General features: G+C 31.2%; 15 protein-coding genes. 3 read left to right on the forward strand and 12 right to left on the reverse strand.

The window, feature by feature from the left end:
* Positions 1-48: 48 nt before the first annotated feature.
* From CLORY_RS10215 to CLORY_RS10230, 4 genes are all read right to left on the reverse strand, one after another.
* Positions 49-2460: a glycoside hydrolase family 2 TIM barrel-domain containing protein gene (locus CLORY_RS10215; protein ID WP_169911584.1), complete on the reverse strand. Its 2412-nt coding sequence runs from the start codon at positions 2458-2460 to the stop codon at positions 49-51.
* A 100-nt stretch (positions 2461-2560) separates the two neighbouring features.
* A complete protein-coding gene (locus tag CLORY_RS10220; RefSeq protein WP_079423911.1) occupies positions 2561-4102 on the reverse strand; it encodes an ABC transporter substrate-binding protein in 1542 nt (513 codons plus the stop codon).
* Positions 4103-4151: 49 nt separating this feature from the next.
* Positions 4152-5057, reverse strand: a complete 906-nt coding sequence (locus CLORY_RS10225) for a carbohydrate ABC transporter permease (protein ID WP_079423913.1) — start codon at positions 5055-5057, stop codon at positions 4152-4154.
* Positions 5058-5074: 17 nt separating this feature from the next.
* Positions 5075-5941, reverse strand: coding sequence for an ABC transporter permease (locus CLORY_RS10230; protein WP_079423944.1), 867 nt, complete (start codon positions 5939-5941; stop codon positions 5075-5077).
* 269 nt (positions 5942-6210) lie between these two features.
* Between CLORY_RS10230 and CLORY_RS10235 the strand changes: the two genes are divergently transcribed.
* Both CLORY_RS10235 and CLORY_RS10240 read left to right on the forward strand, forming a co-directional pair.
* A complete protein-coding gene (locus CLORY_RS10235; RefSeq protein ID WP_079423915.1) occupies positions 6211-7746 on the forward strand; it encodes a response regulator in 1536 nt (511 codons plus the stop codon).
* A complete protein-coding gene (locus CLORY_RS10240) occupies positions 7743-9539 on the forward strand; it encodes a sensor histidine kinase (protein WP_079423917.1) in 1797 nt (598 codons plus the stop codon). Before CLORY_RS10235 ends, CLORY_RS10240 begins: the two co-directional genes overlap by 4 nt.
* 98 nt (positions 9540-9637) lie before the next feature.
* Here the strand turns inward: CLORY_RS10240 and CLORY_RS10245 are convergent, their stop codons facing one another.
* The 8 genes from CLORY_RS10245 to CLORY_RS10275 form a co-directional block, all read right to left on the reverse strand.
* Positions 9638-11506: an ATP-binding protein gene (locus CLORY_RS10245; protein WP_079423919.1), complete on the reverse strand. Its 1869-nt coding sequence runs from the start codon at positions 11504-11506 to the stop codon at positions 9638-9640.
* A 225-nt stretch (positions 11507-11731) separates the two neighbouring features.
* Entirely contained in the window at positions 11732-11866 is a 135-nt protein-coding gene (locus tag CLORY_RS10250) for a cyclic lactone autoinducer peptide (RefSeq protein WP_079423921.1), read from the reverse strand.
* A 5-nt stretch (positions 11867-11871) separates the two neighbouring features.
* The gene (locus CLORY_RS10255; RefSeq protein WP_079423923.1) at positions 11872-12525 is read right to left on the reverse strand and encodes an accessory gene regulator ArgB-like protein; all 654 of its coding nucleotides are present in this window, start codon (positions 12523-12525) and stop codon (positions 11872-11874) included.
* Entirely contained in the window at positions 12512-12979 is a 468-nt protein-coding gene (locus CLORY_RS10260) for a hypothetical protein (RefSeq protein WP_079423925.1), read from the reverse strand. The genes CLORY_RS10255 and CLORY_RS10260 overlap by 14 nt, the downstream gene beginning before the upstream one ends.
* A gap of 307 nt (positions 12980-13286) precedes the next feature.
* The gene (locus CLORY_RS23980) at positions 13287-13604 is read right to left on the reverse strand and encodes a methyl-accepting chemotaxis protein (protein ID WP_423236517.1); all 318 of its coding nucleotides are present in this window, start codon (positions 13602-13604) and stop codon (positions 13287-13289) included.
* 49 nt (positions 13605-13653) lie between these two features.
* Complete coding sequence (locus tag CLORY_RS23270; protein ID WP_169911585.1) at positions 13654-13809, reverse strand: hypothetical protein; 156 nt, start codon at positions 13807-13809, stop codon at positions 13654-13656.
* A gap of 105 nt (positions 13810-13914) precedes the next feature.
* Positions 13915-14745 (reverse strand): methyl-accepting chemotaxis protein, encoded by an 831-nt coding sequence (locus tag CLORY_RS10270; RefSeq protein ID WP_139376013.1) that lies wholly within the window; start codon positions 14743-14745, stop codon positions 13915-13917.
* Between the two features lie 39 nt (positions 14746-14784).
* Positions 14785-15582, reverse strand: coding sequence for an alpha/beta hydrolase (locus tag CLORY_RS10275; RefSeq protein WP_079423931.1), 798 nt, complete (start codon positions 15580-15582; stop codon positions 14785-14787).
* Positions 15583-15836: 254 nt separating this feature from the next.
* Between CLORY_RS10275 and CLORY_RS10280 the strand changes: the two genes are divergently transcribed.
* Complete coding sequence (locus CLORY_RS10280; protein WP_079423934.1) at positions 15837-16349, forward strand: hypothetical protein; 513 nt, start codon at positions 15837-15839, stop codon at positions 16347-16349.
* Positions 16350-16582 lie beyond the last annotated feature (233 nt).

Here is a 16582-nt window from a genome sequence, read left to right on the forward strand (position 1 = left end):
AATTTAATGGCAGAGCACTCCATACCCTTAGCTGTTATCTTTATCCCATTATTTAATTTCTTCTGCTTCAATAATTACTTTCGCCGCTTCTAACCCATCTGCTTCTGCTCTTAAAGAAATTTCTCCACTTTCTATTCCTGCTTGCACAACTACTAAAGCCAAACCATTAAATGCTTTCCTGTAATTTGCTTTAAATGATTCAATGCTATCTGGTTTTCCGTTATCTACTCCTATTATTTGTCCCTTGCCTTTAATTTCAAAATTTATAAGATTATCCGCATCAGGTACAAGCCTACCTTTTCCATCAACTACTCTTACAGTTATATTGCATACATCTGCTCCATCAGCATTTATCTTTACTCTATCTGAGAGCAATTGTATTGCAGCTGGTGGCTCTGTTGTTTCAATGACTTGTTCACAAACAGTTTTGCCGTCCTTTTTGCCCACTGCTTTTAACGTTCCAGGCTCGTATGGAACATCCCAGCTTAAATGCAAGTCAGAAGTTGTTGTACACAAGTATGGCTTATCAAAATGCCCATAATCCTTAGACATACCCTGTCTTGGAAATTCATAGCTTTTTATACCAAAAGATTTGCCATTTAAAAATAATTCAACAGAATCACAATTCGTATAACATAAAACAGGTATAACTTTTCCTTCATATCCTCTCCAATTCCAATGCGGGAATAAATGTACCATAGGCTTGTTAGTCCATTGACTTTTATAAAAATAATATGAATCTTTAGGAAAACCACACATATCAATAACCCCACAACTAGAACTCTTATGGGGCCACCTAGATTCGCCAAGGTAGTCAATACCAGTCCACATAAAATCACCTGATACATAATCATGAGATTTCGTAAATTTCCATAACTGTTCTGCATTTATCATTGTTGTGTTATACGGCCCCTGCCACCACATAGTCTTCGATTTATCAAATGAATATTCTCCTCGAATAGTACAAATGGAAGGATTCTCACTTCCTATGATTCTCCACTCAGGCTGCCTATGGTGGTCATCTGCATAGAAGGTTTCAGTTCTATTCCTCCATCTTGCTACATAATTGTAACCGACTACATCTAATGAAGAAAGAAATTCCTCTGTCGCCTCACAGGGTTCAGATTTTATATTGTCGCAGGCTGAAGTCACCATCCTAGTTGGATCTTCATCATGACACACCTGAACTAATCTTTTTAAAATCTCTTCTCCGCCTTTTTCCTTCTGCTCAGGTATTTCATTTCCGACGCTCCAAAGGACTATACTTGGATGATTTCTATCACGTCTTAACATGTTCAGCAAATGCCTCTCACTATGTTCCTTAAAATATTCATGATAGCCATATTCATTTCTTTCATTTTTATTTTTTGATATATTCCATTCATCAAAGGCTTCATCCATAACCAAAAAACCCATTTTATCACACATATCCAGCAGTTCGGGACTTGGAGGATTATGGCTCATCCTTATAGCATTGCAGCCCATATCTTTTAGAAGTTCTAATCTTCTTTCCAACACTCGCTCTGGTACAGCTGCACCCACGCATCCTCCATCATGGTGAATACACACTCCATTAAGCTTAATCTTCTTATTATTTAACAAAAACCCTTTATCTGAATCAAATTCTATCTCTCTTATACCTAAATTAGTAGTACAACTATCCACTATGGTATCTTCATATTTTACTTCTGTAACAAGTTTGTACATATACGGTTCATCCAGAGACCACAATTTAGGATCTTGAACTTTTAGTACTTGTTTAAGTTCCGTATTACTCTTCAATTGCATTAATGTTGAAGAGCTTGTTTGAGCAACTATAATACCATTTTGATTTAAAATATAACTTTCAAATTTCAAGTCAACTACTTTATCATATTCATTCACGAGTGTTGCTTTAACATTAACATCTGCTTCAAATTCTGATATATTTGTACAATATGCAAATATACCACAGTAGTCTATATGAAGATAATCTAAATACGACAGCCAAGTATGTCTATATATACCAGAACCACTGTACCATCTGGAATTAGGCTGCTTAGAATTATCTACTTTTACTACGACTACATTTTCTTTTTCACCATAGTTTACATAAGACGTTATATCATAATAAAAGTTAGTATAACCATAAGGTTCATTTCCAAGATGGACGCCATTTATCCATACATCGCTATTCATATATATACCATCAAATTCTAACCATATCTTTTTACCTTGACGTCTATTTTGTATATAAAAATATTTCTTATACCATCCTGTTCCTGCAGGTAAATACGCTCCATCCCCACCTGCCGGATTATCTTTATCAAATGGGCCATCTATGCTCCAATCATGTGGAATGTTTATATTAAGCCATTCATCATGGCTTAGCTTATTTACATCAGTTATATCAATGTCACCTTTAAAAAACATCCACCCTGAATCAAAACTATACCTTTTTCTTTTAGTTCTAATATCCATATGACATCTCCTATAAAAAAACAATTTATTAAATATGGCAGACAGCATGCAACAATTTGCATCTAAGCCATCTGCCATGATTGATCAAATCTTTATTTTATTATTTTACTGGATGCGCCTTTGCATAGTCAGTTGCCTGTGTTTGAACTTCCTTTAACACTTTGTCCAAACCTGCCTGTTTTAATTTCTGCTGATATTGAGTAACTCCCTTATCAACATCTGCTATCATTCCTAAGTTTAGTGGAAGACCATATTGAGTTACTACATTATTAATAGCTGCCATTTCGTTTTTAACATTAGAATCGTCAAATGTAAAAGTCTCTAATGGATGATGAACAGTATCATTCTTTTTCCATTTATCTACATATTGATTTACAATAGCAGGTTGATTAGCATCTTGACGAGTAATGCTTGTATGCCAACCCCATGGACATACATTTCCAGCAGGGAAGTTTGCAGTTGCATCTAAAGTTTTATATTTATCTGTGCCTACTGGTTCCCAATGCTTACCCTTTATTCCATAGAAGGATAAATCCTGTATATCTCTATCATATCTTAATAAATCAAGTGCCATTAAAGCTCTTTCTGGATTTTTAGAACTTGCATTTATTGCCATACCATTATTGGTATAAGGATTTACCTCTTTCTTTACTCCAGTATTTATATCTACAATTTGAGGCTTCCAGGATGAATGTGCCTTATTTATAGCTGTTAAAGCGTTCGCAACAGAACCTACATTCCATACCATAGATGCTGATTTACCATTAATAAATGGATCGTTTCTTGTCTCTTTGCTTGAAATAGAATTCTTTGACCAATAGCCCTTTACTGCAAATTCTCTCATTTTTTCAGCATAAGTCTTAAATTGTGATGTACCTACTATTGGGAATACTTTTCCAGATGCATCATTTATATCATATACTATAACAGGATCGACTGCATATGTTCCATTTACACCAATCAAGCCATTTGCATCAAATTCATATGGATATTGAAGGTTTTGTCCGCCTCCATTAACTATAGGAGCTATATTCTTTTCATTCTTTGCCACTGCATCATAATATTTTTCAAGATCTGCCTGGCTCTCAATTTTTGAAATACCATATTTTTCCATCAAGTCGCCTCTTACACCTACGACTCTGTATCCATATTCATCCTGGTCATTAGGAACCATATATATCTTGCCTTTTACCTTTGCTTGATCCCACGCTATCTTAGTTTCATTTTTCCAAGTTTGAGGTGCGTATTTTTTTAGCATGTCGGTAGTTAATTCATAAAATCCATTTCTTGTAGCCATCTGGTTATAATAGCACCAGCCTGCAGCTGTAAAAACTAAGTCAAAATCTTCTCCTGAAGAGAATAGTAAAGGATATTTTGTACTTTGGTCACCCCAGGAAATAAATTGAGCATCTATAGTAGCATTTATTTTCTTCTTCATTTTCTTACTTATTTCACCATAAACCTCATCATAATCCTTAGGTTTATCTCCAAGTAAGTACATTTTAAGTTTAACAGGACTTAATTTCTTTACATCGGTGCTTGCCTTACTGCTGTCATTTTTCTTACTACATCCCCCTAGTACTGAAGTTAATGAAACAGCTAAAGCTACTACTAAAGTAAGTTTTTTTATTGATCTTTTCATTAAAATTCACCCCTTAAATTATTTATCTATGATAACCCCTTATAGGGAACTATCCTTTTACTGCTCCAATTGTTATTCCTTGAACAAAATATCTCTGAACAAACGGATATAGCAATATTATTGGACCTGTAACTATAACAGTAAGTGCCATTTTGAAAGATTCGCTCGGAAGCTCTATATTCACATCTACTGATGCATGCTGTGACACTATCTGTTTGTATGCTTCTATATTGTTAACTATTTTATATAAAAAATATTGCAAACTATATAATTTTTCATTCTGCATGAACAGCATAGAATTATACCAATCATTCCAATATCCTAATGCTGTAAATAATCCTACTGTAGCCAGTGCCGGTTTAGCTAAAGGTAATATCAGTTTTACAAAAATAGTGAAATCTCCTGCACCATCTATTTTCGCCGATTCCGATATTGCTCCAGGGATACTGCTCATAAAGCTTTTCATAACTAACATATTAAATACACTGAGCATTGGAGGAATTACAAGTGCTAAATAGTTATTTTTCATATGAAGATATTTCACCATCAATATGTACCATGGTACAAGTCCTCCACTAAACAACGTAGTAAAGAAGAAGTAAAAAGCAAACTTATTTCTCCACTCAAAATCTTTACGCTGCAACACATAGGCAGTCATAGCTGTTATAAATAACCCAATCACAGTTCCAATTACAGTTACACTTATAGTAACTCCATAGGCCCTAAGTATTGCGATAGGATCCTTAAGTGCCATGGAATAAGCCACTGTGGAAAAATCTTTAGGTAATAGTCCAAAACCGTGTTTTTCAATATACTGCTCTGATGTGAATGAACCTGAAACTACCATTAAGAAGGGTAAGAAACAGACTAGTGCTACAAATATCAGTGCAGCATATGATATTATGTTAAAAGCTACTTTGTCGCTAGATTTTTTAATCTTCGTTTTGTTATTCATGTTCTACTCCCCCCTTTCTAGAATAATGAATAGTCTTCATCATATCTTCTAACCAAGTAATTCGCTGTCAAAATTGTTATAAAGCAGAATACTGATTGATATAATCCTGCAGCTGCTGCCATTCCAGCTTCACTGTTTTGAATTAATGATCTGAATGTAAATGTATCTATAACATCTGTAACATTAAATAGAGGACCATTATTTCCAACCAGCTGATAGAACATCTGGAAATCGCCTTTAAATATATTTCCTATAGCAAGCAGAATAAGAATAATCATTGTAGGCTTTAAACAAGGTATAGTAATCTTAAATATTCTTTGAAAAATATTGGCACCATCAACCTCAGCAGCTTCATATATCTCAGCATCAACACCCATTATAGCAGCTAGATACAGCACCGTACCATACCCTACATTTTTCCATGCACTAAAAATTATTATTATGAAAATCCAAGCTGTTGGCTTTGAATAAACATCTATTGTATGAAGGTGCAGCGCTTTTAAGAATGAATTTAATGTACCGTTTTCAAAATTGAATAAGTTATATACCATTACTCCAACTATAACCCAAGAAATAAAATACGGAAGAAACATTAATGATTGAGTAATTTTCTTAAAATATTTTCCCTTTATTTCTGCAAGGAATATGGCCATCGTTACCTGAAGACATGTATTAACAAGAATAAAAGCTAAATTATACAAAATAGTATTTCTTGTTACGCTAAAAGCTTGTCCTGAAATAAAAAAGAATTTAAAATTATCAAATCCAACCCAAGGACTTCCGAATATACCTTTACTATAATCTAAACTCTTAAATGCTATAACAACTCCCGCCATAGGCAAATAAGCAAATATAAAGAAATAGATTGTTGCTGGAAGAAGCATTAATAATAACGTTTTATTTTTTTTGACTTTATAAATAAAACCTTGTTTCTCCACTTATATCACCCTTTCCAATGTTAGTAATACGTTTTCAACTCGTTAATAAAATATTAACATCTAATTAAACTGTTTACATTAGTAAAATATTTAGATTATAGTAAAATATTTTACTGTTCATATTACATATTTTTACATATCGAATAATTCATTGTGTTATGTGGCAACTGGTTATATAATTAACTTGTAAACATTTAAACGTATAGGAGGCTTTTATGTTCAAGGTACTTATAGCAGATGATGAAATTTTTACCCGTGAAGGTATTATAGAACAAATACCTTGGGATGAACTTGGCGTCTCGGAAGTAAGACAAGCTTTTGATGGATTAGATGCTTTAGAAATAGCTTCAACTTTCAGTCCTGACATTCTTCTTACAGATGTTAGAATGCCTAGAATGGATGGAGTACAATTGTCCTTTAGACTCAGAGATATGCTGCCATCTTGTGAAATCATTTTCATGAGTGGATATTCAGATAAGGAATATCTTAAAGCGGCTATTAAGTTAAAAGCCGTAAGTTATGTAGAAAAACCTATAGACATAGAGGAACTTCAAGTATCACTAAAAAACGCCATAGGTGCTAAATCTAAAAGTATGCAGACTAACAAGAATATGAAAAAACAGCTTGCATTAGAACTTACTGAGAAGGATTTAAAAATTGATGACTTAAAAGATACCATAGATGCAAAACTATACAATAAACTCATGCAATCCAATTTCGTGACACTTATCATATCCTTTATTGGCGATGATGAATTTATTAAAGAAGATATACTTTCTAATGTAGAAAAGCTGATTGAAAAAAATGGCTATGAAAGTATTTGCAGCTTTATTGATGATAAAAGAATCGTAGTCCACATATTCTGGATTAAGAATAAATTAAACCTTTCTAAGGATAAATATTTGCATCAGCTTTTTTCAGCAATATCTGACTATTTAAGCAGTTATACGAATTTTTTTATAGCTGTAGGGAAAAAGGTTCCTGCTCTTGGTGAATTATCAAAATCTTATAAGACTTCTATGGACGCAATGAGTGAGTGTTTTTACTATTATCATAATTCAATAATATACTATTCAGAACACAAAACTTCCATTTATCAAAGTGAAGATAATTTATTTAACAACTTCTATGACAAGCTTATATCCGAAAATAAGCAGGAATGTCTTCTTACCATAAAGCGATTAACTTGTGATATTAAACAGAATACAGCTACTCCTGTTAATTATATAAAAGATATATACTATAGATTGTTTCTAAAACTTACGTCATTTGCATCAGAAAGAAATCTAGGGGTCAGTGATAACGATTTAAGTGCTTCTATTCCGTTTGAAAAATTTTTGGAATTTAATACTATATATGATACTGAAGCCTACGTAACAGACAAAATCGAGACTATTTTTAATTATATGGCTCAAAAGAGTACACATGATAATCCTGTATCAAGTGTATTAGATTACATTCATAAAAATTATGATAATTTAGACTTATCGCTTCAGAAAATTAGTGAAAATACTTATCTGACGACTGCGTATATATGTACTATTTTCAAAAACAAGACTGGAATGACTGTTAACAAATATATTCTTGAATACAGGCTTAATGAAGCTAAAAAGCTTCTAAAGGATAGGACAATGAAGATAAATGAAATAGCTTCTAAAGTAGGATATGGTGATGGAAATTATTTTACTAAAATATTCAGAAAGGATACCGGCTTAACGCCTTCAGAATACAGGCAAAAGTTTTTTTCATGAAAATAAAGTTTTTTTCTCAGATTAAATTAATGCATAAATTTCTTTTGTCCTACTTTTTACTTATAATAATTCCACTATTGCTTTTATCAATGTTGACGTATCAAAAGGTATCTACTCTGATTGAAAGCTATATAACTTATTCATCAAAGCAAGCCTTTGATCAAACTAATTTATTTTTATCATATAAATTATATAGATTTTTAAATGTCTGTAACGTAGTCGGTATTGATGATAATTTAATTTCAATATTAGCTAAGAATCCATATGAATATGACATACACGATCAAATTAAAGATATGACAAATTTGCGTAAATTTCTAGATTCTTTTCAGGACACTGTAGACATATATAAGGTTAGAGTCTATCTAAATGATGTATTTACTTACTCTTCAGAAAATGTTAATATATTGGGCAATTATCAGGCAAAACATTCAAGATGGTATGGAATACTAAAACAAAGCGGTAAAAAAAATTTATGGTGCCCCAGCTCTTACCTTGATAAAATTAGTGATACTGATCCAAATTTGCTTTCTGTAGTTACTTCAATAAGAAATCCTAATGATTACAGTCAAGATATTGGTTTTGTTAGAATTGATTTTCAAAAGGGCATGATAGATCAAATAATTAAAAATGCAAACACCATAGACAAAGGTCTTACTTATATACAAAACTCCAGAGGTACAATAGTTACTGCCTCAAATATGAAATTATTAAAAAAGTATAAAATTACTACAAAACTAGCAATGAGATTATCAAATAACACAAATAAATTGTCTACTGTAAATATACATGGTAATGACTGCCTTGTTGAGAGTTCTATAATAGCTAACACCGATTGGTATATGGTAACCATCATACCAACAGACAGCATTTTTTCAAAGATAAGATCCATAAGAAATGATCTTATACTGTTACTATTAATTATAGGCACTATTGCTTTTACTCTTGCTTTTTATTTTTCAAACTCACTTACAAAGAGAATATACAAATTGATCAAAGCAATGAGAAAGGTACATGAGGGAAATTTGAATTCTTTTGTTAATAATACAAGCAGTGATGAAATTGGCGAGCTCATTGAAAATTATAACTATATGTTAAGTCAAATGGGCATTCTCATTGAGAAGCAATACAAATCAGGTAAGGCAGTAAAAAATGCCGAGCTAAAGGCTTTGCAGGCCCAGATAAATCCTCATTTCTTGTACAATACATTAGATATGATAAATTGGCTGTCTTATAAAAATATGAATAAGGAAATTAGCGAAGCCGTAAAAAATTTAGCAAAATTTTATAAGCTTAGTTTAAATAAGGGAAAAGCTATAACTAAAATAAAAGATGAATTAACTCATGTTTCATTATATGTAGAGATACAGAATATGAGGTATTCAAACAGGATAAATCTTTCTATAGATATTGATGAAAAAATCAAAGATTATGATATTCCTAAAATTACATTACAGCCAATAGTGGAAAATTCAATTATTCATGGCATATTAGGTCGTGGAAATGAATGTGGTAATATCTCAATAACCAGTGAAACTGATGACGATATTATAACAATCTTTGTAAAAGATGATGGTATTGGAATTCCCGAAGATATGCTTGACAAAATACTATCTGGTGAAATAAACAGCCAAAAAGGGAGCGGCTATGGTCTAAAAAATATTGATGATAGAATTAAACTATCCTATGGAGAACAATATGGTCTTACCTACAAGAGTGTATTATCTGAAGGTACTACTGTAGAAATAAAAATACCAGCTGTAAAATGCGGTGATAGCCATAATATTAATTGATATTTAAAAGATACACTTCCTAATTTGCATCTATTTAATTTACAGAACCCGAAGGGCGCAATGACCGATAGGTCATGCCCCCACCGTTGGTTCGCAAATTATATAGTTACCGAATATACATCCGAAAACTCTATATTTATCTTGTCAACATTGCTCTTATATAAATCTCTACTTTCCTCAGCAGCTTCATTTTCAACCTTGTCTGCTGGTAATATTATTCTAAACTCACACCCCTGCTTTTCTTCACTGAAAACACTTATTGTTCCGCCATGCATTTTGACAAAAGTTTTAACGAGATACAATCCTATTCCTGTTCCCTCACATTGTCTTGACAGTGACCTATTAGCCTGTCCAAATCGTTCAAATATTATATTAAGCATATCTTTCGGTATACCCTCACCATCATCTTTTACACTTATAGAAACCTGTCCACTTAAATCCTTTATTGTTACAAATATATGTCCATCCGCATTTGTATATTTAAAAGCATTTGATAATAAATTAAGAATTACACGTTCAATCTTATCATGATCAAAAGCCATTATTTTCTCTTCCACATCTGTGTCAAATACCAATTCAATATTCTTACTTTTTACATATGCTGCTACTGACTGAGTAATGTCCTCAACAACACTTACTATATTATCATTTTTTTTATTTAATTTAATAAAGCCAGAATCGACCTTTGTAATATCCATAAGATTATTTATTAGTCTCGTCATTCTAAAACAATTTTGCTTTATCATTTTTAAATACACCTTAAACTTGTCTATGTTATCAACATTAAAATCATTAAGATATAAATTCATCGTCTGTACAGCTACCGAAATTACATTAACCGGTGTCTTGAACTCATGCGATATATTAGTAAAAAATTCTGTAATAAGTGTATTAAATTCTCTTGACTTATTTAATAGTCTTAAATTCTCCTCTACATCATGCTTTAATAGTTCAATTTGTTTTTCTGATGTTATGTCAAGTAAAAATGTCAACACTGATGCTTCTCCATCATAAATAAAATATGAAGAGGTATTACGTACAGAAATTGAATCACCCCTACAATTTATTATGTCTTCTTCGTAAGTAACCTTTGATAGCTTATTGCTAACTATATTTGAGAATCTTTCGGATACAGCTTGTATATTTTTTTCGTTACAATGATCATAAACTGACTTACCATTTAGTTTCATAGGATTTTGATATCCAAATAGTCTAGCCGCACTTTTATTAGCATATAATATTAGTCCGTTAGAATGTACTATTATAGCATTTTGAGCATTTTCAAACAAAATATCATAACATATTTTGTTTTTTAGCAATGATTCCTCAAAAATCAGTCTTTCTGAATTCTGCTCCTGAAGCTCATCATTTAGTACTCTAAGCTGTTTATCCTTTTTATTTTTGTTTTCATTTTCTAACTCAACATAGTAACCCAGCACCCATGCAACAAAGATAAAAACTCCCACCAAAATTAAATCTTTCTGAAAATATACATTGATACCGTTTTTCTCAGGTGCGTATAAAAGATCAGCGCCAAGTACACATCCAGAAGAAAACAGTGCTGTCATGATACCATATTTTAAACCATATTGAATAACTGAGGATATTATGAGCAATAAAAATAGATATTTGTAGACATTATCGTAAGTTGTACATAGATATATAGGTGAGCATATCAACAAAGCGAAAAATGCATTTTCAATTGTCCACGAGATTTTAAACGTTAACGTTGATACATTTAACCTAAAATTTATCAATATCCAAACAGCATATATTAAACCCATCAAAAGTAGAAGAAGTCCTATTGTATATAAATTAAACTTCCAATCGTATCTAGCTCTAAATATCTTATAATATTCAGGTGTATCCATATATATCATAATTATCAGAAACGCTACTATTGACATTTTTAAAACTGATAACATCTTAAGCACATTGTCATCAACATTTTCACTAGTACTATTCATAAATATCCTCCTCCACTATAAATGTCACGCACAATTTGTCTAAAATTATAATTTATCTTAAATAATCATTTTTACTTTATTAATTTGAAAGTATCTTATATGAAGCCCCTACTTTATGTAGTTTCACACCAAAATATAGATTAAATACCACATAAAAAGTAAAAATTACCAATAATACAATTAGTAATTTTCACTATAACTTTAATCTTGTTGTTAATTTCAAGCCTACTTTCTTAGACTCTTTGGTTCTTTAGGTTGATATGCTCCCCAAAGGCATGCTGATGCTGAAACTGAAGTTGCCATAGATGAACAAACTTTTGCAGCTACCTTAACTATGGCTTTTTTCATGATTTTTTTCATTACTGTTACTTCCTTTCCATAATATATTTTAAAACAAAGTCTACTTTGTTAAAAGCTATTGTACCTGCTCTGGTAAGCGTAACAGCCTGCCAAAAACTTCCTAATGCAAAGCATTCAGCTGTTTTCACATAGTATGAATTATTATCTATGCTATATAATAAACCAGCGGTAAATATAACAATAGAGAATAATATAACAATAATAACAGATAATTTCTTAAATTTTTTTCGCATAACTAAACTGTCTATCTGCTTGTTTATGCTATCAACAGGTGCATTTTTCAAAACAGTTATTAAAGCGAAAATCATACTTAATATACACAATATCAATACGTAGTGAATGTTTAGTACTTGGATTTTATTTATGAAAATTCCAAACATAACAGATACAAAAGTACCTATTATTATGCATCTGGAAGAAGATGACGCATGGACTCCACCAGAATATTTTCTTAGCAAAGCACCGGCTATGGAGAATAGAAGTGTTTCATATAAAACTCCTAACATTGCACCCATAGCAACTACGCATAAAATTGAAAATATAGTCTGCAATAAACTTATTGCACCATATACAATAATTTCCTCTCTATCATCATTAATATTTAAGTAATCCTTAGTTTTTTTTCCAAAACTAATAGCTATTCTTTCAGTTATTGACATTTTTCAGTTTTAAACCCTTTCTAACAAAGTAATCTACAGATTTAATAACAATAAGCATAATAATTATAGAAGGTATCCCACAAATAGATTTTACAATTACATTAGTAAACCTGCTACTCGTATTTATGCTAAAAATATCTAACAATACTACATTTATGAGTTCGCTAAAAGAGAGTAAGGTAAACATTGCCAATGTACCATACATAGCTTTAATAATTGGCAACCCTATAATAGCCATAGAACATATTGTAAGAATCAAGATTATAAATGTATGAACTCCATAATATATGGGTAATTTCCTGACCATGAATGTTACGAATCCCATTATAACACTTGAGGCGATGTACTTATTAGCACTTATTTTCTGCTTAGCGACTACACAAATTCCCCAATTCACAAGCAGCATTTCTGGAATCAATCTTAAAAATATTTCAATCCAACTAAGTCTTAACACTTTTTGGTATCACCTCCAAATATTATCATATATATTAAATTAGTCATTTATATTATATTGATTTGATATGTTACAATATTTTGGTTCATATTATAGTATATTCAATATAAATGTCAATTTTCCTTCTTTTTTGAAAAAATATTTGTACTATTTATCTATAGCTTACTACCATCTATGTGATTAATCAGATATTATGTAGTTGTATAGTGTTTTTTGATAAAATTGCTCTTAATAAAAAAAATGAATTGATAAGAAATCTAAATAATTTGAACTTCTTATAAATTCACTGTTTTTATATTGGACTTTTTTATATTTTTATCTTAAACCTATTTACCATATCACTTAAACCATTTGAAAGCTCTGCATCATTATAATACTGGTTACCAATTTTTAAGAAATCTTTAAATTGGCTATTTACTTCATTCTCCATAAATCTTAAAAGTTCATTGCTATTTTGAGATAAATCTCCAAAAGACTTTTCTACCCTATCAATGATACTTTTTACATTTTGTACTGCTTCCGAGGATTGATCCGCCAATTTTCTAACTTCCTCTGCTACTACAGCAAATCCTTTTCCATGTTGACCAGCTCTTGCAGCTTCTATTGCTGTATTTAGAGAAAGCAAATTAATTGTTCAGCTACACCTTTACCCCCTTCAATTGATTTTACTATCATTACTTCTTTTTCTTCATACACTTTTTAATATCTTCAATAGCTCTGCTGCTGCTACTAACTACATTGTTTGCTCTTTCCTTAATATCAATTGCATTACTAGCTCCCTCTGCAGCCTTTGTAAATAATATTTCAGCATTTAAATTAACTTCTTCCACTGATGCTCAAATTTCTTCCGCCAGTGCACTATTCTCCTGAACCCCCAAATTTATAATCCTTGTAGCCTTATTTACTTCTACAAAATCTCTACCTATATCATTTATTCAAATAGCTAGCTGCTGACTGTCCGAATCTATATTCTTAGTTTTATCGATTATACTATCTACAAGTACCCTAACATTTTGCTGTGCTCTATTTAAAATATCTGCAGTTTGACCAAATTCATCACTTCGCTTTAGCATAAGATCTTTTGAAAAGTCATAATTTGAAAGTCTTGCTGCAAGATCTTTTATTTTTATTAGTACCTTAGTTGAATCTCTAGATATGATTACCCCTAAAATCAGAGTAATCGCTATTACTGAAAAGGCTAATATGGAAAATTGAACTATTGTAGTATTGATATATTCCTTCATATGAATTTTACTGTTTTGCGCTACCAAATCTAACGTATTTGTCATCGTATCTATATTTCCCCTAGCAGCATCAAAAGCTTCATTAAATTGGTGTGGATCAGATATTTTGCCAGTACTAATATCAAATTGCTTTAGCCAAAGTTCATAATTCAGTACAAATTCATTATAACTTTCAAATACATTTTTATTGGTATCCTTATCTTTGCTTTCCCTTATTTCAGATTTAATTGCCGTCAATATATCAATAGCGTTTTTCATTCTGTCTCTTGTCTGATTAACATTTTCATTCAAATCAACAATCTCATTTTTTCTATCAACCTTACTAACCCCTTTTTGTGATAATGCTTTTAATGCTATCAAAGATTGATACATATCTCTATCTGAGTTTAATATAAGTCCATCAGCTTTGTATATTTTTTCATAGTATAAATTTGTTAATTTTCTATAGGTAGTGTTAAGCTTTAGTACTCCTTGCAGCGATACAAATAAAACTGCAGGTAATGGTACTAGAATCATCAGCATAAACACTTTATACCTGTATCCTAATATACTACTGCATATTTATCCAATATTAGACACCCATTTCAGTGCTTTCTCGATATACTCATCCCAGAACTTCCAATCATGAATTCCGCTACTCTCAGCATAAGTATGCTTAACATTCTCTGCTTTTAGAAAATCTCTATACCGCCTGTTAACAACTAGCAAATCATCTTCTGTTCCGCAAGCCAAATACATCCTCGGCATACTACCATTTTGTGCTTTAATATTCTTAACTAACCATTCTGGATCTTTATCACTTCCTTTTAATTTAGATAAATCTCCAAAAATAGTCTCATAGTAACTCTTTTTAGAAAAAAACCACTCAGCTTTCTCGTCAGCCTCCAATGCCTGGTCAGTCACCAGTGCGGCTGATAAAGCTGCTATAGCTCCAAACGTGTCATTATACTTTAGCCCATTTCGTATAGCGCCGTACCCTCCCATGGAAAGGCCTGCTATAAAAGTATCCTCTTTCTTATGTGACAGTGGAAATAATTTTCTTGTTTCTTCCACTAATTCTTTTCCTATGTATTCACCATAATGATTCCATTGCGTTTCCTGATCAACATAGAAACTGTTTTCTCCAGATGGCATAATTACAGCCACATTATACTGCTCGGCCAGCTTAACTACCCTTGTGTATAATGTCCAATCATTACAATTTCCCATAATTCCATGTAAAAGATATACCGTCTCAAGTTCTTTTGTTTTTTTAGCTTCCGTACCTGGAAATACCGGTCCATCTATAGGAATTATGGCCTTATAGATAACTGGTCTCATTAATACATTTGAATAAAAATTAACATCTAGAACTGCCATAGTTTCATCCTCCTTATACCTATATGTAACAGTTATAATATTATATTAATTTATAAAGAACCCATATACAATAAGTATTTACATGATACTCTTTAGAATTACATGAATAATTTTATATGTATGATTAATATTTACTATGTTGTAATACTCATCCATATCTATTATAATATACTTTGTGTCAAATTTCTTATCCTATCAAATATCCTATTTGCTGCTTTTAATTTGACACAAAAATCATTCTAGGGGGAATCGACATGAAAAAAAGATTTGTACTTATTATAACATTATTGTTTGCAATATCTTTACTTGTATCCTGCAAAACTGATAATGGAGAAAAAACTGTATTAAATTTCTTGAAAGCTTATTACACAGTTAACCAAAAGGATTTTGATTATTATCAGCAGATGGCAAACGATGCTAAAGCATCTGGTGACGATGAATATAATAAAAGTTATGAATCGCACACTAAAAAATTCAAGCAATATTTAAGCAACTCATCTTATAAGTTTTTTGATGAAAAAAAAGCATCTTATACAAGAATAGCAGATGCTTTTAATAACAATTACTTTGCAAAAATCAGCAGCATAAAGATTACAGGAACAGAAAAGGATAAGAAAGCTAAAACTATAACTTATAATTATACGTACCAATTTAGTGAGGTAAATAAAGATACTAAAAAAACAAAGAAAATGAAACTTAGCGGCGCACTTACCGTTAAAAAGGAAAATAATAATTGGAAGATTATTAATTCAATTTCAGGAAACTAGTTTAATTACTATATTTGATTAAGGATTTTCACAAAGCATGTGAAAAGAGCTGTTCGTGTCAGCTTATTTAATTGATGCGAACAGCTCTTTTTTTAATCTCTTTTCAAAAATGTATCATCTTTAGTACATTCTTTCTGAAAAATGTATTTCTTGCATAAAAATAAAGCTCTATCACATTAAATACCTAATCAGTTACTGCTATACATTTATTGTTATGCTAATTAATTATTTCC

The organism is Clostridium oryzae (genome assembly GCF_002029235.1).
Lineage (GTDB): Bacteria > Bacillota > Clostridia > Clostridiales > Clostridiaceae > Clostridium_AE > Clostridium_AE oryzae.

What these genes read in the sequence shown, in the direction of transcription:
- CLORY_RS10275 (WP_079423931.1), bottom strand. Translation starts at nt 15,582, where the DNA reads ATGGCAGTTCTAGATGTTAATTTTTATTCAAATGTATTAATGAGACCA.
- CLORY_RS10220 (WP_079423911.1), bottom strand. Translation starts at nt 4,102, where the DNA reads ATGAAAAGATCAATAAAAAAACTTACTTTAGTAGTAGCTTTAGCTGTT.
- CLORY_RS10240 (WP_079423917.1), top strand. Translation starts at nt 7,743, where the DNA reads ATGAAAATAAAGTTTTTTTCTCAGATTAAATTAATGCATAAATTTCTT.
- CLORY_RS10250 (WP_079423921.1), bottom strand. Translation starts at nt 11,866, where the DNA reads ATGAAAAAAATCATGAAAAAAGCCATAGTTAAGGTAGCTGCAAAAGTT.
- CLORY_RS10235 (WP_079423915.1), top strand. Translation starts at nt 6,211, where the DNA reads ATGTTCAAGGTACTTATAGCAGATGATGAAATTTTTACCCGTGAAGGT.
- CLORY_RS10245 (WP_079423919.1), bottom strand. Translation starts at nt 11,506, where the DNA reads ATGAATAGTACTAGTGAAAATGTTGATGACAATGTGCTTAAGATGTTA.
- CLORY_RS10255 (WP_079423923.1), bottom strand. Translation starts at nt 12,525, where the DNA reads ATGTCAATAACTGAAAGAATAGCTATTAGTTTTGGAAAAAAAACTAAG.
- CLORY_RS10280 (WP_079423934.1), top strand. Translation starts at nt 15,837, where the DNA reads ATGAAAAAAAGATTTGTACTTATTATAACATTATTGTTTGCAATATCT.
- CLORY_RS10215 (WP_169911584.1), bottom strand. Translation starts at nt 2,460, where the DNA reads ATGGATATTAGAACTAAAAGAAAAAGGTATAGTTTTGATTCAGGGTGG.
- CLORY_RS10230 (WP_079423944.1), bottom strand. Translation starts at nt 5,941, where the DNA reads ATGCTTCTTCCAGCAACAATCTATTTCTTTATATTTGCTTATTTGCCT.
- CLORY_RS10225 (WP_079423913.1), bottom strand. Translation starts at nt 5,057, where the DNA reads ATGAATAACAAAACGAAGATTAAAAAATCTAGCGACAAAGTAGCTTTT.
- CLORY_RS10270 (WP_139376013.1), bottom strand. Translation starts at nt 14,745, where the DNA reads ATGCTGATGATTCTAGTACCATTACCTGCAGTTTTATTTGTATCGCTG.